General features: G+C 69.4%; 15 protein-coding genes. 1 reads left to right on the top strand and 14 read right to left on the bottom strand.

Annotated features, from left to right (window positions below; genetic code table 11):
- Positions 1-30: 30 nt before the first annotated feature.
- Both D2K64_RS06865 and D2K64_RS06860 read right to left on the bottom strand, forming a co-directional pair.
- Positions 31-1,362, bottom strand: a complete 1,332-nt coding sequence (locus D2K64_RS06865) for an aspartate aminotransferase family protein (RefSeq protein WP_120007485.1) — start codon at positions 1,360-1,362, stop codon at positions 31-33.
- On the bottom strand, positions 1,359-2,417 hold the full coding sequence (locus D2K64_RS06860; RefSeq protein WP_157985750.1) for a phosphotransferase: 1,059 nt from the start codon (positions 2,415-2,417) through the stop codon (positions 1,359-1,361). Before D2K64_RS06860 ends, D2K64_RS06865 begins: the two co-directional genes overlap by 4 nt.
- Before the next feature lie 161 nt (positions 2,418-2,578).
- Between D2K64_RS06860 and nhaA the strand changes: the two genes are divergently transcribed.
- Positions 2,579-3,769: a Na+/H+ antiporter NhaA gene (gene nhaA / locus D2K64_RS06855; protein WP_120007483.1), complete on the top strand. Its 1,191-nt coding sequence runs from the start codon at positions 2,579-2,581 to the stop codon at positions 3,767-3,769.
- A 43-nt stretch (positions 3,770-3,812) separates the two neighbouring features.
- Here the strand turns inward: nhaA and D2K64_RS06850 are convergent, their stop codons facing one another.
- From D2K64_RS06850 to D2K64_RS06795, 12 genes are all read right to left on the bottom strand, one after another.
- Complete coding sequence (locus tag D2K64_RS06850; RefSeq protein WP_120007482.1) at positions 3,813-4,616, bottom strand: SDR family NAD(P)-dependent oxidoreductase; 804 nt, start codon at positions 4,614-4,616, stop codon at positions 3,813-3,815.
- Between the two features lie 118 nt (positions 4,617-4,734).
- Positions 4,735-5,982, bottom strand: coding sequence for a cytochrome c (locus tag D2K64_RS06845; protein ID WP_120007656.1), 1,248 nt, complete (start codon positions 5,980-5,982; stop codon positions 4,735-4,737).
- Positions 5,982-7,757: a GMC family oxidoreductase gene (locus tag D2K64_RS06840; protein ID WP_120007481.1), complete on the bottom strand. Its 1,776-nt coding sequence runs from the start codon at positions 7,755-7,757 to the stop codon at positions 5,982-5,984. Before D2K64_RS06840 ends, D2K64_RS06845 begins: the two co-directional genes overlap by 1 nt.
- Entirely contained in the window at positions 7,754-8,503 is a 750-nt protein-coding gene (locus D2K64_RS06835) for a gluconate 2-dehydrogenase subunit 3 family protein (RefSeq protein WP_120007480.1), read from the bottom strand. Before D2K64_RS06835 ends, D2K64_RS06840 begins: the two co-directional genes overlap by 4 nt.
- Before the next feature lie 204 nt (positions 8,504-8,707).
- Positions 8,708-10,306: a PhoX family protein gene (locus D2K64_RS06830; protein ID WP_120007479.1), complete on the bottom strand. Its 1,599-nt coding sequence runs from the start codon at positions 10,304-10,306 to the stop codon at positions 8,708-8,710.
- Positions 10,303-12,606 carry a molybdopterin-dependent oxidoreductase gene (locus D2K64_RS06825; RefSeq protein ID WP_120007478.1) on the bottom strand — a complete coding sequence of 768 codons (2,304 nt, stop codon included), beginning with the start codon at positions 12,604-12,606 and terminating at the stop codon, positions 10,303-10,305. The genes D2K64_RS06830 and D2K64_RS06825 overlap by 4 nt, the downstream gene beginning before the upstream one ends.
- A gap of 88 nt (positions 12,607-12,694) precedes the next feature.
- Positions 12,695-13,441 carry a CHAP domain-containing protein gene (locus tag D2K64_RS06820; RefSeq protein ID WP_238384060.1) on the bottom strand — a complete coding sequence of 249 codons (747 nt, stop codon included), beginning with the start codon at positions 13,439-13,441 and terminating at the stop codon, positions 12,695-12,697.
- A 332-nt stretch (positions 13,442-13,773) separates the two neighbouring features.
- On the bottom strand, positions 13,774-14,124 hold the full coding sequence (locus D2K64_RS06815; protein ID WP_120007476.1) for a RidA family protein: 351 nt from the start codon (positions 14,122-14,124) through the stop codon (positions 13,774-13,776).
- A gap of 269 nt (positions 14,125-14,393) precedes the next feature.
- Entirely contained in the window at positions 14,394-15,761 is a 1,368-nt protein-coding gene (locus D2K64_RS06810) for an MFS transporter (protein ID WP_120007475.1), read from the bottom strand.
- A gap of 43 nt (positions 15,762-15,804) precedes the next feature.
- Positions 15,805-16,140 (bottom strand): hypothetical protein, encoded by a 336-nt coding sequence (locus D2K64_RS06805; protein ID WP_157985749.1) that lies wholly within the window; start codon positions 16,138-16,140, stop codon positions 15,805-15,807.
- A 61-nt stretch (positions 16,141-16,201) separates the two neighbouring features.
- The gene (locus D2K64_RS06800) at positions 16,202-16,729 is read right to left on the bottom strand and encodes a hypothetical protein (protein WP_238384059.1); all 528 of its coding nucleotides are present in this window, start codon (positions 16,727-16,729) and stop codon (positions 16,202-16,204) included.
- Positions 16,730-16,773: 44 nt separating this feature from the next.
- Positions 16,774-17,628, bottom strand: a complete 855-nt coding sequence (locus tag D2K64_RS06795) for a LysR family transcriptional regulator (RefSeq protein ID WP_120007473.1) — start codon at positions 17,626-17,628, stop codon at positions 16,774-16,776.
- Between the last annotated feature and the right edge of the window lie 62 nt (positions 17,629-17,690).

Raw genomic sequence — 17,690 nt, 5'->3', positions numbered from 1 at the left:
GCCGGAACGGTGCCTGGCTCCGGACCTAGCTCAGCCCGCCGGCAAGGCCGTCAGCTCAGCTTCCATGGCCTCCAGGAACAGGTCCGCGTGCTCCCGCCGGAACACCAGCGGCGGACGGATCTTCAGCACGTTGGCTGCCGGACCGGCGGCGCTGATCAACACCCGCCGGTCACGCAGGCCGTTCACCAGCCGTGCGGTTTCGGCGGTAGCCGGCGTCTTGCCGGCACGGTCGGCCACCAGCTCGACGCCGACGAACAGCCCGGCGCCGCGCACGTCGCCGATGATTTCGAAGCGCTCGGCCAACGCCATCAGTCCTTGGCGCAGATAGGCGCCGGTTTCCGCGGCGTTGCGCACCAGGTCCTCGCCTTCGATCACCTCCAGCACGGCCTGACCCACGGCGCAGGAGACCGGATTGCCGCCAAAGGTGTTGAAGTAGCGGGTGCGGCTGCCGAAGCGCTCCAGGATCTCCGGCCGGGCGACCATGCCGGCGATCGGATGGCCGTTGCCCATAGGCTTGCCCAGGGTGACCATGTCCGGCACCAGGCCGTGGCGGGAGAAGCCCCACATCCCTTCCCCGGTGCGGCCGAATCCGGGCTGCACCTCGTCGGCGATGAACAGGGCGCCAGCGTCCCGGATGGCGGCAACGGCGGGTGCCAGGAAGCCAGGCGGATCGGCGAACACGCCGTCCGAGGAGAAGATGGTATCCACGAGCAGTGCCGCCGGGCGGATCCCGCACGCCTGCAGGTCGGCGATAGCGGCGCGGACATGGCGGGCCATCTCCTCCCCCACATCCTCGCCACCGCCCCGGTACAGGTCAGGCGCCGGTACGGTGCGCACCTGCTGGCCCAGGGTGATGCCGCCGCCGAGCGAGGGCGACATCTCCGAGATCGCCACCGTGACGCCGTGATAGGCCAGCTGCGTCACGATCATGCCGGTTCCACCGGTATGGGCGCAGGCCGCGCGATAGGCCAGATCATTCGCCTCGCTGCCGGTGCAGGTGAACATCACGTGCGACAGCTCGGGAGGAAAATGCACCAGCAGCTTCTCGGCATAGTCGAGGATGGTGTCGTTCAGGTAGCGGGTGTGGGTGTTCAGCACCGCCGCCTGCCGGGCCAGCGCCGCCACCACGTGGGGGTGGCAGTGCCCGACCGAGGCCACGTTGTTGTAGACGTCGAGGTAGCGGTTGCCGTCCGGGTCGTAGAGCCAGACCCCCTCGCCCCGCACCAGGTGCACCGGGTTGCTGTAGAACAGCCGGTAGGCGGGGCCGAGCAGCTTCTGCCGCCGGGCAATCATGGCCTGCTCCCGGGCCGCGACACCGTTGGTGGCGCCGGGATCGAAGGCGTTGATCATGGTGCTGCTCATGCGGCGAGCCTTTCCTTCAGGTAGCGTTGCACCTCCTCGCGCGGCAGCACGCCGAGGCGTCGCAGGCCAGACAAGGCCCGGTTGTAGTTGCGCAGGATGTAGGCGGCGTTCTCTGGCTGCCGCGCGGCGCGCCACCCGCTGATCGCGACCGAAACGGTGAGCCGCGTCGCGATCAGATCGCCAAGGATGGCGATCTCCTCCGGCCACAGCGGAGACAGGGCGTGGAAGGCCTGCGCCAGCTCGGCCGGGCCGGACAGCGGGTGTCCCTCGGGCTGCATCTGGTAAGCACAGGCGGTGGCGAGGTCCTGCACCAGGGGAGCACGCACCATGTCGCCGAAATCGATGATGCCGGTGATCACCGTGTCGTCCTCCGCCGAGGCGAGGATGTTGTGCGGGTTGAAGTCGTTGTGGATTACCTGCGCGCGCAGCTGCGGCAGGAGCGGCAGCACATGGCGTTCGAACCGGTCCAGTGCGGCGGCGGCGAGTCCGCGATCCCCCACCTGCGGCAGATGCGCCAGCAATCCGCGCATCCGCGGCGCATGCTGGATGTCCCACATGAGCGGGTGCCGCTCCGCCGGATGGGTGAACCCCCGGAAGGCGAGATCCAGCCGTGCCAGCGAGGCGCCCACCGCGCGGCGCTGGGTTGGGCTCGGCGCCGTCAGGTGCAGCGGCCGGCCGGCGCGATAATCCAGCAGCCGCAACCGGCAAGCAGGGCGGTCCTCCGGTGTCCACAACGCTTCGGTTCCGGAACCGTCGGCCGGTCGGTACAGGCGAGGCACCGGCAGCGCGGGATCAGCCGCCGCCACATGCTCCAGCGCCAGGCCCTGGAACGTCGTGACCGCCGCATCCTCGGCGGGTTGGATGACCTTCAGCACGAAGCCGGGCCCGTCCTCCACCCGGAGGTGGAAGTTGCGGTCGCGCTCGCCGCCGAGCGCCACGGCACGGCCCCGCCGGTTGAAGTGCGCGGCGGCCAGCGCCTCGGCCTCAGCTTCGGTGACCGGCAGCGGCGGTGCCTCCAGCAGGGCGCCCAGCTGTTCCTGGTTCCAGTTCAACACCCATCCCATCCAGCATCATCAGCAGCAAAGATCCTCCCTGTATCTTGCGGCGGCGGCGAGCGTCCGGCCAGGGGCATGCGCCTCGTCAAGCCTGTGACAACGGGGTAACAGTGGCCGCAACCGTTGGAACGAGCCGCGGCAGCGGCGGAAGGAGCATAGGCATGAAAGCAGGCGGCGGCCGCATTCCCTCGATGTTGCGAAACTTCCTGGACAGCGAGGCTGCCGGTGGCCTGGTGTTGATGGGAGCCGCGGTGCTGGCGCTGCTGGTGGCGAACTCGCCGCTCGCGCCCGGCTACTTCGCGGCCCTGCATGCCTATCTCGGGCCGCTCAGCGTGCTGCATTGGATCAACGACGCGCTGATGGCCGTGTTCTTCCTGATGGTGGGGCTGGAGATCAAGCGGGAGATGCTGGACGGCCAGCTTTCCTCCTGGAGCCGCCGGATGCTGCCGGGAATCGCCGCGCTGGGCGGCATGGTGGCGCCCGCGCTGATCTACGTGGCCTTCAATGCCGGTGATGCGCAGGCGCTGCGCGGCTGGGCCATCCCGTCGGCCACCGACATCGCCTTCGCCCTCGGCGTGCTGTCGCTGCTCGGGCCCCGCGTGCCGGCGTCGCTGAAGGTGTTCCTGGCGGCGCTGGCGATCATCGACGATCTTGGCGCCGTGGTGATCATCGCGTTGTTCTACACCAGCGGATTGTCGCTGCCGGATCTCGGCCTGGCCGCCGCGGTTCTGGCCGTGCTGTACGGCATGAACCGCATGGGCGTCCGCAGCCTGTGGCCCTACCTGCTGCTGGGCGCGGTGTTGTGGCTGTTCGTGCTGCGCTCCGGCGTGCATGCCACCCTGGCCGGCGTGCTGCTGGCGCTGTGCATTCCGATCCACCTCACGCCCGGCACGCCGGAAGCAACCGGTGCGCAGAGCCCACTCCACCGCCTGGAGCATGCGCTCGCCGGGCCGGTGGCATTCTTCGTGGTGCCGTTGTTCGGCTTCGCCAATGCCGGCGTGTCGTTCAGCGGCATCGGCCCGGAGATTCTGCTGGAACCCCTGACGCTCGGTGTCGCGGTCGGTCTGTTGCTGGGCAAGGTGATCGGCGTGTTCGGCGCATCGGCCCTGTTGATCAGGAGCGGCGCGGCGGACCTGCCGGCCGGTGCGAGTTGGGGCCAGTTCTTCGGCGTGGCGCTGCTGTGCGGCATCGGCTTCACCATGAGCCTGTTCATCGGATTGCTGGCCTTCGCCAACGCGCCGCTGCTGCAGGAGGAAGTGAAGTTCGGCATTCTCGGCGGTTCCGTGGTGGCCGGCCTGCTGGGTTATGCAGTGCTGCGCGTTGCGCCGCGCGAGCAATTCCGGCGCGGCTGAACGGCCAAAGGCCCCGGCGCCAGGGGCGCGGGGGCCGAGGCCATTACAGCGCCATGGTGGACACGGCGCCGCCATCCACGCGGATGTTGCTGCCGGTGCAGAAGCTGGCGCCGGCGGAGCACAGGAACAGGATCGCCGCGGCGACCTCCTCCGCCCTGCCACGCCGATGCAGTTCCAGATCGGGGCGCTCTCCCTTGAGGAAGCTCCGCACGGCTTCCTCGAAGGAGGTCCCGTTCTTCCTGGCCCGTTTCTCCATCATGGCATGGGTCATCGGCGTTTCGATGAAGGCCGGGCTGACGGAGTTCAGCAGAATCCCCTGCGAGGAGTAGGATTTCGCCAGGCCCTTGGTGAGGTTCAGGATGGCCGCCTTGGTGGCGCAGTAGGGAAGTTCGTCGGCGTAAGGCTGCACGCCGTCCTCGGAGGCCACCAGCACGATCCGGCCATGCCGGGCTTGCAGCATGCCGGGCACAAAGGCGCGAACCATGCGGACCATCGACATCAGATTGGTGTCGAGCGCCTGCCACCAATCAGCGTCGGATTGCTCGTGAAAGACGCCCTGGGCGCCGGTGATGCCGGCACTGTTCACCAGAATATCCACCCGGCCCAACTGCCGCAGCGCGAAATCCTTCAGCGCCGTCACCTCATCAGTCTTGGTGAGATCAGCTGCGACGCCATGCACCTCCCCGAGGCCGCGCAGGGACTCCACCACGCCTCGCAGCCGGTCGGTCGTCTGCTCGCTGAGCACGACCCGGACTCCCTCGCCGAGCAGCTTGCGGGCCGTCTCCAGCCCGATGCCGGAGTCGCCCCCGGTCACCACGGCGCCTTGACCCTTGATCCCGTAATCCATCGTCCGCCTTTCCATGGACATCGCGGCGGGATCAGCCACCACGGCGCCGTCCCTGCGGAAGAATGGGCGGAGGGCCGGACTCGAAAGGCCCCTTCGCTTCTCACGCTTCCGTGCGGCGTCAGTGTTCCGCCGGAGAGGCCACGCCTGCCGTGACCTCGCGCATCGCCCTCACCTGGTCGGGCGTCACCGCCGCTGCGGCATTGCCCCAGGAATTGCGGATAAAGGTCGCCACGTCCGCCACCTGCTGGTCGTCCAGCCGCCAACCCAGTGCCGGCATGGATGGCGCCGTCACCATGCGGGGCGAGGAAGCCGATTGCGCACCCTGCAGGATCACCCGGAGCACGCCCGTCGGATCCGCCTGCCGCACCAGCTGGTTGTCCCTGAGGCGCGGGAACATGCCGGCCACGCCGCTGCCGTCGCCGACATGGCAGGCGGCGCAGGTATCGTCATAGATCGCCGCGCCCTTCTGCACCCGCGCGTCGCTGCCAGCGATCACGGTTGGGGCAGGCTCGGCCGCGGCACCGCGTTCCAGCAGATAGGTCGCCATGGCCTTCAGGTCCGCCTCGGTCATCTGACTGGTGGAGTAGGTCACCACCTCCGCCATCGGGCCACTGGCGGCGCCGCGCTCGGTGTGGCCATCTCGCAGGTAATCGACGATCTCCGCCTGGCTCCAGGCGCCGATGCCGACACGCTTGTCGGCGGTGATGTTGGGCGCGAACCAGCCCTGCAGCGCGCCACCCTCCAGGTGCTTGCCGCCCTGGTCGCCGCCCAGCATGTTCCGCGGCGTGTGGCACAGGCCGCAATGCCCCGGCCCTTCCACGAGGTAGGCGCCGCGGTTGAACTCCCCCGACTTGTTCGGATCGGGCCTGAACTCGCCCGGCGTGAAATTCAGCCAGTTCCAGCCCAGCATCGCCATCCGGACGTTGAACGGAAAGGGCAGCGTGTCCCGGTCCACCGCATGGTTCACCGGTTCCAGCGTCCGGAGGTAGGCGTAAACGTCGTCGATGTCCTTGCGCGTCATCCTGGTGAAGGCGGTGTAGGGAAAGGCCGGGTACAGATGCGTGCCGTCGGGCCGCACGCCCCGTGTCATGGCGCCGTGGAAATCCTGCTGTGACCATTTGCCGATGCCGGTTTCGTTGTCCGGCGTGATGTTCGGCACCGCGATCATGCCGAAAGGCGTTTCCAGCAGGTGGCCGCCGGCCAGCGATGTGCCGTCCGGCCCGATGTGACAGCCCATGCAATCGCCGGTGGTCACCAGATAGCGGCCGCGCGCCACCTCGGTGAAGTTGTCGACATCCGCGCGCGCCGGGCCTGCGGTGGCGATGGCGACGGTGGCGATGCCTGCCGCCAGGAGCGTGTTCCGCATCATGCCTGCACCAGCGCCTGTCCGGGGTTCCTGAGGTACTGGTTCTTGATCGCGTCGAGCGCCCAATAGGTCAGCGCGCCCACCGTGCCGGTCGGGTTGTAGCCGGCATTCTGCGGAAACAGGCAGGCGCCTGCGACGAATAGGTTGGGCACGTCCCAGTGCTGGGTGTAGCGGTTGACCACGCCCTTGTCCGGCGTCGCGCTCATCACCGCGCCGCCGGTGTTGTGCGTGGTCTGGTACGGCACCACGCTCCAGGGGCCACGCTTATAGGTCTTGACGATCTGCTTCGCGCCCATCGCCTTCATGACCTCCTCGGTCCGGTCGACGATGAAGCGCGACATCTTCAGATCATTCTCCTTGAAATCGAAGGTCATGCGCATCAGCGGATTGCCGACGCGGTCCTTGTAGGTTGGGTCGAGATCCAGATAAACGTCGCGATAGGCCATCGAACTGCCCTGCGAGCCGACGCTCTGCGTGTGCCCGTAGGTTTCCGCCGTCGCCTTCTTCCACTGCGTGCCCCAGCGCGGCGTGCCGGGCGGCACCGGCCGCGAGGAGATCGGCCGCGCATTGGTGGTGGTGCAGTTGATGTTGGCGCCGCCGACGAAGCCGAGGCCCGTGTGGTCGAAATTATCGCCGTTGAAGTCGTCGGCCATCATGCCGAGCGAGCCTGCACCGGCAAAGGAATTGAAGTTGGTGTCCTTGTCCCAGTAGCCGAGGCAGCCGGCATTGGTCTGGTAGGCGTAGTTGCGCCCCAGCGTGCCGGTGTTGCTGACCGGGTCGTATTGCGTGCCCATCTGCGACAGCATCAGCAGGCGGACGTTGAAGGTCGAATAGGCGCAGAGCAGCACCATCTCGGCCGGCTGTTCCCATTCGCGCCCGGAGGAGTCGACGTAGGTGACGCCGCTGGCCATCTTGCCGTCGGGCGTCTTGTTGATGCGCGTCACCTCGCACAAGGTGCGCGCCTCGAAATTCGGCAGCCGGACCAGAGCCGGCAGCACGCAGGTCTGCGGGCTCGATTTGGAATAATTGGCGCAGCCGAACCATTCGCAGAAGCCGCAATAGGTGCACGGCGCCATGCGGACGCCATAGAGGTTGGTATAGGCTTCCGAGATGTTAGCGGAAGGCAGCGGGAACGGGTGCATCCCCACCTCCGCTGCCGCCTTCTGGAACATGATCTGCGCCAGGTTCGGCTTCAGCGGCCGGGTTGGGTATTCGTCCGAGCGCCATCCCTCGAACGGGTTGCCGCCTTCCTGGATGGCGCCGCGGATGTTGCCCGCCTTGCCGGAGATGCCGCAAACCTTCTCGAAGAAATCGTAATGCGGCTCCAGCTCGTCATAGGAGACGGGATAGTCCTGGATCGTCATATCCTCGGGGATGAAGTTCGCCCCGTAGCGCTCGGTGTAGTGCGAGCGAAGGCGGAAATCGCTCGGGAAGAAGCGCCAGGTGTGGCCGTTCCAGTGCACGCCGGCGCCGCCCACGCCGTTGCCGGGCAGGTAGGAGCCCCATTTGCGCATCGGCAGCGCCACCTGGTCCGGCGTGTTGCGCGCCGTGTCGGTGGTCTGCGCGGTGCGCAGGAAAATGTCCTGCCGGATGGCGTAGCGGAGTTCGTCCGGCGCGGTGCCGATGTTGTAGTCGCTCGCGGTGTCGCGCCAGGGTCCGCGCTCGATCGCCACCACGTCGAGGCCCATGCGGGCCAGCTCACAGGCCATGATCGAGCCGGTCCAGCCGAGCCCGATAATGACGACATCCTTCTTGGGGAGGCGGGTGGCGCTCATGCTGGACGTCCGTTCCAGTCGGGGCGGCCCATGATCGCAACGGGCGGCTTGGTGTAGGGCTTGCCGGGATTGGCGAGAACATCACGGTAGTCGTAGCGGACGCCGGGGAAGCCGATCATCTTCCAGCTCGCCATGTCCTTGTTGCCGCCGTAGATCGGGTCGGCGAAGAACCCCTCCATCGTGTTCTGCAGCACGAGGTTGAAGAACGCGGTGGTGGTGAGCTTCGGCGCGGACAGGCCCGGCAGCTGCACCTCGCCCTTCTCCATCGCCGCGAGCAGCTTGTCCTGCTCCGCGGCGGAAAGCTGCTCAAAGGTCCGGGCTGCGAAGTTCTCCCGGCAATAGGCGGCGAGGGCGGCGAGCCCGGTGCGGTATTGCTGCTGCGGCACCAGCGGCGACTGGATGCCCTGTGTGGGCAGCGGCTTCTCCGCGAAGGGCCCCTGCATGTAGTACCATTCATAGGTACCCCACGGCCCGGCCAGCTGCCGGTCGATGAACACGGTGCAACCCGCATCCTGTCCGCTGGGGCTCAGATCATCGGCCGGGATCAGGCGGCTGACAATGGCCTCGAGGGTGGCGACTTCCTCGGGACGCAGGAACATCCAGCCGCCGGGGCGGACCAGCTCCGGCGGATACGCTTCGTTGGGCGACCATGGAAGGCGTCCAGTGACGCTGCGGCCGAGGGCCGAGGACGTGGTGGCCACCAACGCTGTCGCGGACAGCAGCTGGCGGCGCGTCGTAAGAGGCATGACCGTCCCTTGCTCAAGAGTGCAGGACCGGTCCGGTGAGACGTCACGGAGCACGCCCCGGCAATACGGGGGCGGAGGCGCATCAAGGCAACAGAATCGCCGGGCAGGCTGGACGCGCAAGGCAGCAGGGGCGGTGCAGTTCGGCAAACCTATTTTTGTTAACTCGCGTCCAGCCTTACAACTTGGACAGGATCGCTGCGGCCTTCAGCCTCCCACCGGGGCGCCGCTGATGCTGGACAGCGCGATCAGGGTCGTGCGCGGCGGCAGCGCCGGATCGAAGGCCGGCCAGCGTGTGCTGGGCGCCGCGAAGCTGGCCCCGGGCGTGGCGCCGGGCGTGCGCACGATGGCGAACAGCGTCGCCGCATCCGGCGTCATCGCCGAGCCGCCGATCGCCGCGCCCACGGGCGCCGCGTAGATCGGCAGCGCCAGGCCGCGTCCTGGTCCGGCCGTATCGGTGCCGAACAGCGCGTCCGGTGCCTCGAAGCCGCGGCCGCGATGGTCGCTGCCGATCCAGAGCCGCCCTGCCCCGTCGATCGACAGGGCGGCGGGCGAGGCAGGCCAGCTGCGGGCCAGTCGCGCCAAATGCGCATCCGGCATGCCGCCCATCAGCAGGACGTTAGCGACGGCACCGCCGGCCGCCGGATCGCCGCCGTCAGGCGCCAGTTCCAGCACCTGCCCCATGCCGCCGCCGATGCGCTGCCCGAGCGCCTGCGAGGGTGGTCCGGCTAGGCCGCGACATGCGAGGTAGACCACGCCGTTGCCCGGATCGACGGTGATGCCGCTCGGGCGTTCGAAGCCGAAAGCACCTGCCGCCCTGGCGGCGCCGGCCGGGTTCATCAGCACATCCAGCGCGCCCGGCAGCGGCAGCCAGGTCAGCCGGCCGGCCGACATCCGTGCCACCGAGAGCGAGCCGCGGTCCAGCGCATCGGGAGCGTCCGACGGTCCTGCGGAAACGAAGCGGTACAGGTAGCCCCCGCCGCCGGCATCGGGCAGGTAGATCACGGCGCGGCCATCGCGGGAGCGGGTGGCGGCGGCATCGGCATGCGCGAAGCGGCCCAGGGCGCTGCGCTTCATCGGCAGCGCGCCGGGATCGAGCGGGTTCAGCTCCGCCACCCATCCGTAGCGCGCGGCATCCGAGAAGCGCGCATCCACCCGCGACAGCCGCGTCAGCCATGGCGACGGATCGCCTTCCGCCAGCAACATGGTGCCCCAGGGCGTGGCGCAACCCCCCATCGGGCCCAGCAGCCCCTGAACCAGGCCGCCCATCGCCTCGGCCGCCGGGCCGGTGATCCGGCACAGGGTGGCCGCCGTCAGCCGGCGCGACTGATAACCGCCATCCACCACGGTCCAGCGCCCGTTGAGGCGGACAATGTTGAGCAGGGAGGCACCCTGCATCATCGCCGCCACCGCCGGCCGGTCGGTGCCGCCGGCAAAGGCCATGGCGGGATCAACGAAAGGATGAACCACCGCCAGCAGGGCGCGCGGCACGCCGTCGGTGCCGGTGGGCGGCACCACCATGCCGCAGATGCGGCCATCCCAGCCGAACTGGGTCGCCGCCGCGGCCGGCGTGGGAGCCATCGGGTTCCACACGGCGGCATCGTAGGTGACGCGGTCCCCCCAGCGCACCAGAACGTCGCGCCGGTAGCCGGCGGCCACGGTGTCATCCAGCTTCAGCGGCAGGAACTGGGGCGGCATGTCCAGGGTGGAAAGGCGCCCCGCCTGGGCCAGGCCCGGCGTCGCGCGCCCGGCCATCAGGGCTGCCGCCCCGGCGGCCAGCAGGCCGCGGCGTCCGCTGCGGATCAAGCCACGCGCTCCCGGGAGCGGGGCGCCCGGTGCACGGTGACGGGCGGCAGGACGCCATGATGCGCCATCACCTGCACCAGGCAGGACTGCGCCGTGCAACCCTGCCCCAGCCGCGACGTGCCGACATCCCGAGTGAGCGTGTTCGGATTGCCGTGCACGTCGAGCGCTCCTTCCTCCGGCAGCGGGTCCCACCAGGCCCCGGTGGCCATGGCGACCACCCCCGCCCGCAACCCGTCATCCAGCCGCAGCCCGGCCAAGCAGGCGCCGCGGTCGTTGAACACCCGCACCACCGCGCCCTCCTCCAGGCCACGTGCGGCGGCGTCGTCCGGATGCATCAGCAGCGGCTCGCGTCCCTGCACCTTGCTGGCCGCGGAAACCGGGCCGGGATCGAGCTGCCCGTGCAGCCGCGTCGCCGGCTGATAGGAGAGCAGGTGCAGCGGAAAGCGCTCCGCCATCGGGGCGCCGAGATATTCGCCCGGTTCCTGCCATCGCGGATGGCCACCGATCTCGGCGTAGCCGAAGCTGGCGATGGTGTCGGAGAACAGCTCGACCTTGCCGGACGGCGTGTTCAGCGGGTGCGCCTGCGGATCGCGTGCGAAGTCGGCGAACAGCACGAAATCCTCCTCGGGTGGCGGCACCTCGACATGCCCCTCCGCCCAGAAGCGGTCGAAGTCCGGTGCTTCGAAATGCGCGCGGGCAGCCGCCTGGCGCCAGCGCTCGTATAGGTGACGCAGCCAGGCGGCCTCGTCGCGCTGCTCGGTGAAGCGCTCGCGATAGCCGAGAACATCGGCGATGTCGGCCAGCATGGCATGGTCGTCGCGCGCCTGCGCCTGCGGCGGGATCGCCCGGTGCATCGCCCGTACAAAGCGGTCGGAGGAGGAGGAGCCGATGTCATAGCGCTCCAGCGTGGTGGTGGCCGGCAACACGATGTCGGCGTGCCGGGCCGCCGCGGTCCACCAGGGCTCCTGCACGATGATCGTCTCCGCACGGTTCCAGCCGCGCCGCAGGCGGTTGAGGTCCTGGTGGTGGTGGAACGGGTTGCCGCCTGCCCACCAGATCATCCTGATCTTGGGCAGCACGATGTCGCGCCCATTATACTGCAGGATCTGGCCGGGGCGTTCGAACAACTCCGTGACGCGGCCCACCGGGATGCCGATGCCGCCAGGGTTGCGCGTCGCCGGCAGGCCGACCGAGGGCAGGCCGCGCCGGGGCGTGCCCATGCCGTTCAGCGAGCCATAGCCGAACACCACGCCCTCGCCCGGGCGGCCGATGCCGCCGAGCATGGCAGCCAGCGCCACCAGCATCCACCAGGGCTGCTCACCATGCTCGGCGCGCTGCAGTGACCAGGTGGCGGTCAGCATGCTGGGCTGCCGCACGCTGTCCCAGGCCAGGGCACGGATCCGCTCGGCAGGAATGCCGGTGATCGCCGCAGCCCAGTCCGGGGTCTTCGCCTGCCCGTCCGTCTCGCCCAGGATGTAGGAACGCAGCTTTTCCCAGCCGGTGCAGTGCGTCGCCAGGAAGCCGCGATCCTCCAGCCCCTCCGCCAGCAGCGCATGCGCCATGCCCAGCATCAGCGCGGTGTCCGTGTTGGGCCGGATCGGCACCCATTCGGCCTGCAGGAAGTCGGGCGCATCGCCGCGGAAGGGCGAGATGTTGATGAACCGCACCCCGGCCTCGGCCACGCGCCGCAACCAGGGCACGTATTCATGGGCACCCGCGCCGCCGGCGGTGACCAGGGCATTCTTCAGCGGCAGGCCGCCGAAGCACAGCATCAGCCGGGTGTGCCGGACGATGCTGGACCAGTCGGTCACCGGCCCCTGCAGCACGTCATTGGTGCCCAGGATATGCGGCATCAGCGTCATGCCGGCGCCATAGGAGTAGTTGGTCAGCTGCGTGGTATAGCCGCCGCCAAGGCCGAGAAAACGCTGCAACTGGCTGCGGGCATGGTGGAACCGCCCGGCCGAGGACCAGCCATAGGAGCCGCCGAAGATGCTGGAATGGCCGTGTTCCGCGCGGATGCGCGCCGTTTCCTCCGCCACCAGGCGAATGGCGTGGTCCCACTCGATCGGCACGAAGTCGCGGTCGCCCCGCTCGGCGCCGGCCCGCTCACCGCGCAGCCAGCCGGACCGCGCATAGGGACGATCGATCCGGCTTTCGGCATGCACCGTGCCGGGAATGGAGTGCAGCAGGGCGCCCGGATTCGGGTCGGCGGCGAAGGGGCGGACGCCGACCACGCGGTCCTGCTCGACCACGGCATCGAAACTTCCCCAATGCGCCGAATGCGGCCTCGTCGCGGTCATCGCCGCCTCCTCGATCCTGACGGGGGGCGGAGAATGCGACGACCGGACGCTCAGGGCAATCGAGTGCCTGCGAGAGCGTCCGGGCAGATCAGCGGATGGCGGCGTCGAGGTTGAGGCCGCGCAGCGACTCGCTCAGATGCGCGGCGTGCGGGGCGGCACCGGAGGGTGCCTCGGCAACTTCCTCGAACCCGGCCTCGTCGCGTGCCATCAGGATCTGGCTGCCGGGACGGCTGCCCGGAGCCCGGTTGTAGATGAAGCCGTTGGTCGGATAAATGCGGCCATAGGCCTCGTCGCTGCGGCCGATCTGCACCCGGACCTCGGTCCAGTCATTGCGCTCGGACGCGTCGATCACCGACACGTTGTGCATCACGGTACCCTTGCGGATGCCGGGGCCTTCCCAGTTCGAATGGTCGATCAGCAGCTCGCGCTTGCCGACCACGCGCGACACCACCGCCACATGTCCGAGGCGCATGCCACCGGACGATTGGAAGCTGAGCACGGCCCCCGGCTCTGGGCGCTGGCCACGGGCGTAAACCCCCGCGGCGCCGTTCCACCAGGTATGGGCATTGCCAGTGATACCGATGCCGGTGACTGCACGCACATAAGGAACACAGGAGATCGGACCGGGCGAGGCCAGCTCGGCACGGGAATTCTCCACCGCGGCGCGGCGGACCGGGTTCAGCTTGACATTCTGCGGCTTCACGCTCCGCACAGCGGCCTGCTGCAGCATCACCCTTGGCTGCTTCGTGGCCTCGCGGGCGTTGCGACCCGTGGTTGCATCGGCCTGCGTCGCTCCCAAGCCCGAACTGCCCACCAGAACGGCTAAAGCCAGCATTGTGCTGCTCACCCGCATGCGACCCCCAAATCACTGTCCCCCACCCGGCTTTTCGCCGTGGCGACATGGCGGTAGCAAAACCGTGAGCGAAGCGGCAATCCCGCCCCCCGACCAAAGTTCCCGCATCGTAGCGATTCGCAGGATCCGGGCGGGTTCAGATGCCGTTAATATGACTGCATTCCCAACACTGCTGCGCACGCGAACAAATGCCACAGTGTTGCTGCAAATATACAACAAGACCCGCCAAGCCTCTGATCCGCTTTAGGAATCGGCGCTGCCCCACGGAAGGGACAGCGCCGTAGCGGCAGCTTGACAATAATCCGCGACGTCGCTCAGCGGCAGGCAGTGACCATGATCTCAACCAGGTGGCGCGGGTCGGCCATGTTGGCCTCGACGCAGGCGCGGACCGGAGCACCGCCCTCCGGCAGCCAGCCGGACCAGATCTTGTTCATGGCGTCGCGGTCGCGAATGTCCTTCAGCCAGATCTGGGCCTGCAACAGGCGGGTCTTGTCGGTGCCGTGGCCTTCCAGCGCGGCATCGATCTTGGCCAGGACCTGCTGGGTCTGGCCCACGACATCCTGCGACAGGTCGTCGGCGGTCATGCCGGCCAGGAAAACGAAGTTGTGGTACTCGACGGCACCGGACAGAACCGGGTTGCTGTTGTGGCGAGTGATCTTGGCCATCGGTTCGAGGCTCCCCTGCTACGGAGCCGCCCGCCGCAGGGACATCCCGTCGGCGGCGGCATCAGGCTCCGCGCTTCTAGGATGCACCCGGTGAGCCCGCAAGGCAGGGATGGTCCTGCCCGGGTCTGCGTCAGCGTCAAGCCCACCGGCCGCGCCATCCGCCATGAGGCGGACGGGCGAGTGTTCGCCGTGCAACCGCGCGGCCTGTCCGGCCACCGTTCAGGTTCTGGCCTTGTGCAGCACGGCGCCGCTCCTGGATGGCGGGCGGATCAGCCGTGTTTCCGTTCGATTTCCGGTCCGGGCGGCGCGTCGGCTCCGGCACCGGGCGGCGCCTCGTCTTCCCTTGGCTCCGCACGCTCTCTGCCGGCCTGCGGCGTTGGAGGTGCCGCCCGATGGGCGCCACGCTCCGCCTCGCCGACCTCCTTCGATGGCTGCGGTGGGGCTTCCAGCGACGCCTCGATCCCCGCCTCGCGCCGCATACCCCAGGCGAACACCAGCAGCGCCAGGGCGGACAGGGTGAGGATCGGCCATTTCATCCCGAACGCCTCGCCGGATGCCCCGAGCATCAGCGCGCCCAGCGCGGGGCAGGCGCGGGTGATCTGGCCCCACAATGCCAGCACGCGGCCGCGCATCGCCGGTGCCGCCGCCATCTGCGCCAGCTGTTGCACCGAGATGCCGTGCAGCGAGGCCGAGGCGCCGATCAGCGCGGCGCAGACCAGGCCCACCGCGAACCAGTCGGTGATGATGAAGGCGGCCGTGGCCAGGGCCTGCCAGAGGCCGGCCAGGATGGCGAGCCTGGTGGCGCCCTGGACCCGCCCGCGCGCCGCCAGCCACAGCCCGGCCACCAGCGCGCCGATCCCGAAGCAGGCGGTCAGCATGGCGAGCGATTCGGCGCCGCGGTGGAAGTGCCGCTCTACCAGCGGCGGCAGCATCTCCTGCACGCAACGCAGCAGCACTCCGATGATGGCCGCATAGGCGAACAGCGGACCGAGCCCGGGATGGCGGGTGATGTAGGCGAAGCCTTCCCGGATCTCGCCCAGCAGGCTGGCGGTGGCGGGGTGGCCGCGCCGGTGCGCCGGATCCACCTTCAGCAACGGCATGGTCAGCACGGCGCTGCCATAGGCCAGGGCGTTGCAAGCGATGGCGGGCGCCACGCCGAAACCGGCGATCACCGGGCCGGCCAATGCCGGGCCGATGAAGCGGGCGACATTGAACACCAGGGAGTTGCAGGCCACCGCGGCCGGCAGGTCGGCGGCGCCGACGATGCCGGACATCAGCGTCTGCCGCGCTGGTTGCGCGAAGCTGGCGGCGGTGCCGGACAGCAATTCCAGGGCCAGAAGGTACTCGATCCGCATGTGGCCTGTGGCGATCAACGTCGCCACCGTGGCCGCCTCGACGCCGATCACGGCCTGCGACACCGTGGCCAGGCGCAGTCGGTCCACACGGTCGGCGATGGCTCCTGCGAAGGGGCTGATCACCGCCGCGGGCGCAAGGTCGGCGAAGGCCACCAATCCGACCCACAATGCGCTGTGCGTCAGTTCCCAGGTCAGCCAGGCCACGGCGATGCGGTGCATCCACAGGCCGGTCCAGGACGCCAGGCTGGCTGCGAAGAAGATCCGGGCGTTGCGGGTCGCCAAGGCGCGGCTAAGCGCGCCGAAGGGCGACCGGAACGCGGGCAGCTCAGGAGCCCCGCCCGCCTCCCTGCGGCGGCGCGGCGGTGGCGGGCGCCGTGCCCGGCTGCTGACCGCGCAAGCAATCCTGCACCATGCGGTCCTGCTCGTAGCGGGCACCCAGCTGCTGGTTGCGGAAGGAGCTGCCCATGAAGCCGGCCGAGCCGATGCGCGACTCGGCCTCGTCCCAACGCATCGTCTGGCCGCGCTCGCGGTAGCGCATAGTGCGCTCCGCCTCCTGCCGGCACGCCGCCGCGGCGGCCTCCTGCTGGGCCGATTCGGTACCGCGCGGCGCCGGGGCGGCACAGGCGGAGATCAGCAGGCACAAAGAAAGAAGGCGTTTCATCGGGCGCTCCGGCAGGGTCCTGGGCCAGCGCCCGCACGGAGCGGAGCCCGAGCCGGAGCCGTTACCCCGATGTCGTTTCCGCCGCCGCCTCGCCAGCGCCGGCGATGCGGTTGGACAATAGACGCTTCATGCCGCTCTCGTCGAACCGCGCGGCGGCATCCAGCGCCTCCGTGGCCGCGGCGGACAGCAGCGCCGGGTGCAGCTCGATCCCGTCGGCCGCGATGGCGAACAGGCCGCTCATCCAGCGCGCCCGGGCCAGCAGCTCTACCAGCGCCAGCAACCGCAGGCACAACGCCAGTCCGGACAGGCTTTCCAGCCCGACGGCGCGGTCCACCGCCTCGGCCCAGCAGGCGGCATCGGCGTCGGCCAGTACCAGAACCGGGCCGTCGCGGAACACCAGGGTGCGGTGCGGCCCCCAGGCCTCGGCGGCAGCGGCGGCACGGGCCGCGTCCCAGGCAAGGCTGAGCGCGTGCGGGCTGACCGGCGGCAGGGATTCGGGGCGGCAGGGGATCGCGTAGTGGAGCGCGCCTTCGGAGGACACCGCGATCTGGATGCCGTCCTGCGCGTCCGACCTGGAAGTGAACGGCATGGCGGCGAAGATGGGGCGCGGGGGCCGGCAATGCCAGGGCCGCCTCAACCGGGATGCAGACGTTCCGGCCGCTCCAGCAGCGCCGCCACCAGCGCCGCCGCCGGCCGGTGCTGCGGCCCAGGGCCGATCACCACGAACTCGATCTGGCCCAGTTCGGGCAGGTGGCGGGAGGCCGGCAGCGTTTCCAGCCCCAGCGGCAGCAGCCGTGCCGAATGCGGCGCCACGCCGAGACCGGCCATGGCCGCGGCGCGCAACCCGCTGAGCGAGGAGGAGGTGCAGGCGATGCGCCAGGACCGCCCCGCCTGCTCCAGCGCCTGCAACGCCAGCGCCCGGGTGATGGAGGGCGGCGGATACAGCACCAGCGGCAGCGGCAGCGCAGGGTCCGGCCGCCAGCCGGGACGGCCGACCCAGGCCACCTGCTCGCGCCAGGCGAATGCGCCGCGGCGGTCGCCGGTGCGTCGCTTCGCCACGATGACGTCCAGCTCGCCCGCGTCGAAGCGTTCGTACAGCGTGCCCGACAGGCCGACCGTGAGCTCCAGATCCACCGCGCTGTGGGCGCGGGTGAACTCTGCCAGGGCCTCCGCCAGCCGGGCCGACACGAAATCCTCCGACGCGCCGAGCCGGATGCGGCCGCGCAGCCGCGTCCCGTCAAGGAAGCGTGCCAGCCGCTCATGGGCCTGCAACACGCCGCGGGCAAACTCCACCAGGGCGTCGCCATCCGGCGTCAGCCCGACGGCATGGGTATCGCGGGCGAGCAGGATGCGGCCGGTGGCGGCCTCCAGCTTGCCGATGTGCTGGCTCACCGTGGATTGCCGCAGGCCGAGACGCTCGGCGGCGCGGGTGAAAGAACGTGTTTCGGTGACGGCCAGGAAGGAGCGCAGCAGAACCGGGGACAACATCCCAATGGTCTATCATGATTCGCGATGGCTGTTATCCGAAGCATCGCGACGCGGAATGACTA

Source organism: Teichococcus vastitatis (assembly GCF_003604215.1).
GTDB lineage: Bacteria > Pseudomonadota > Alphaproteobacteria > Acetobacterales > Acetobacteraceae > Pseudoroseomonas > Pseudoroseomonas vastitatis.
This window is presented reverse-complemented; position numbering and strand designations above follow the sequence as displayed.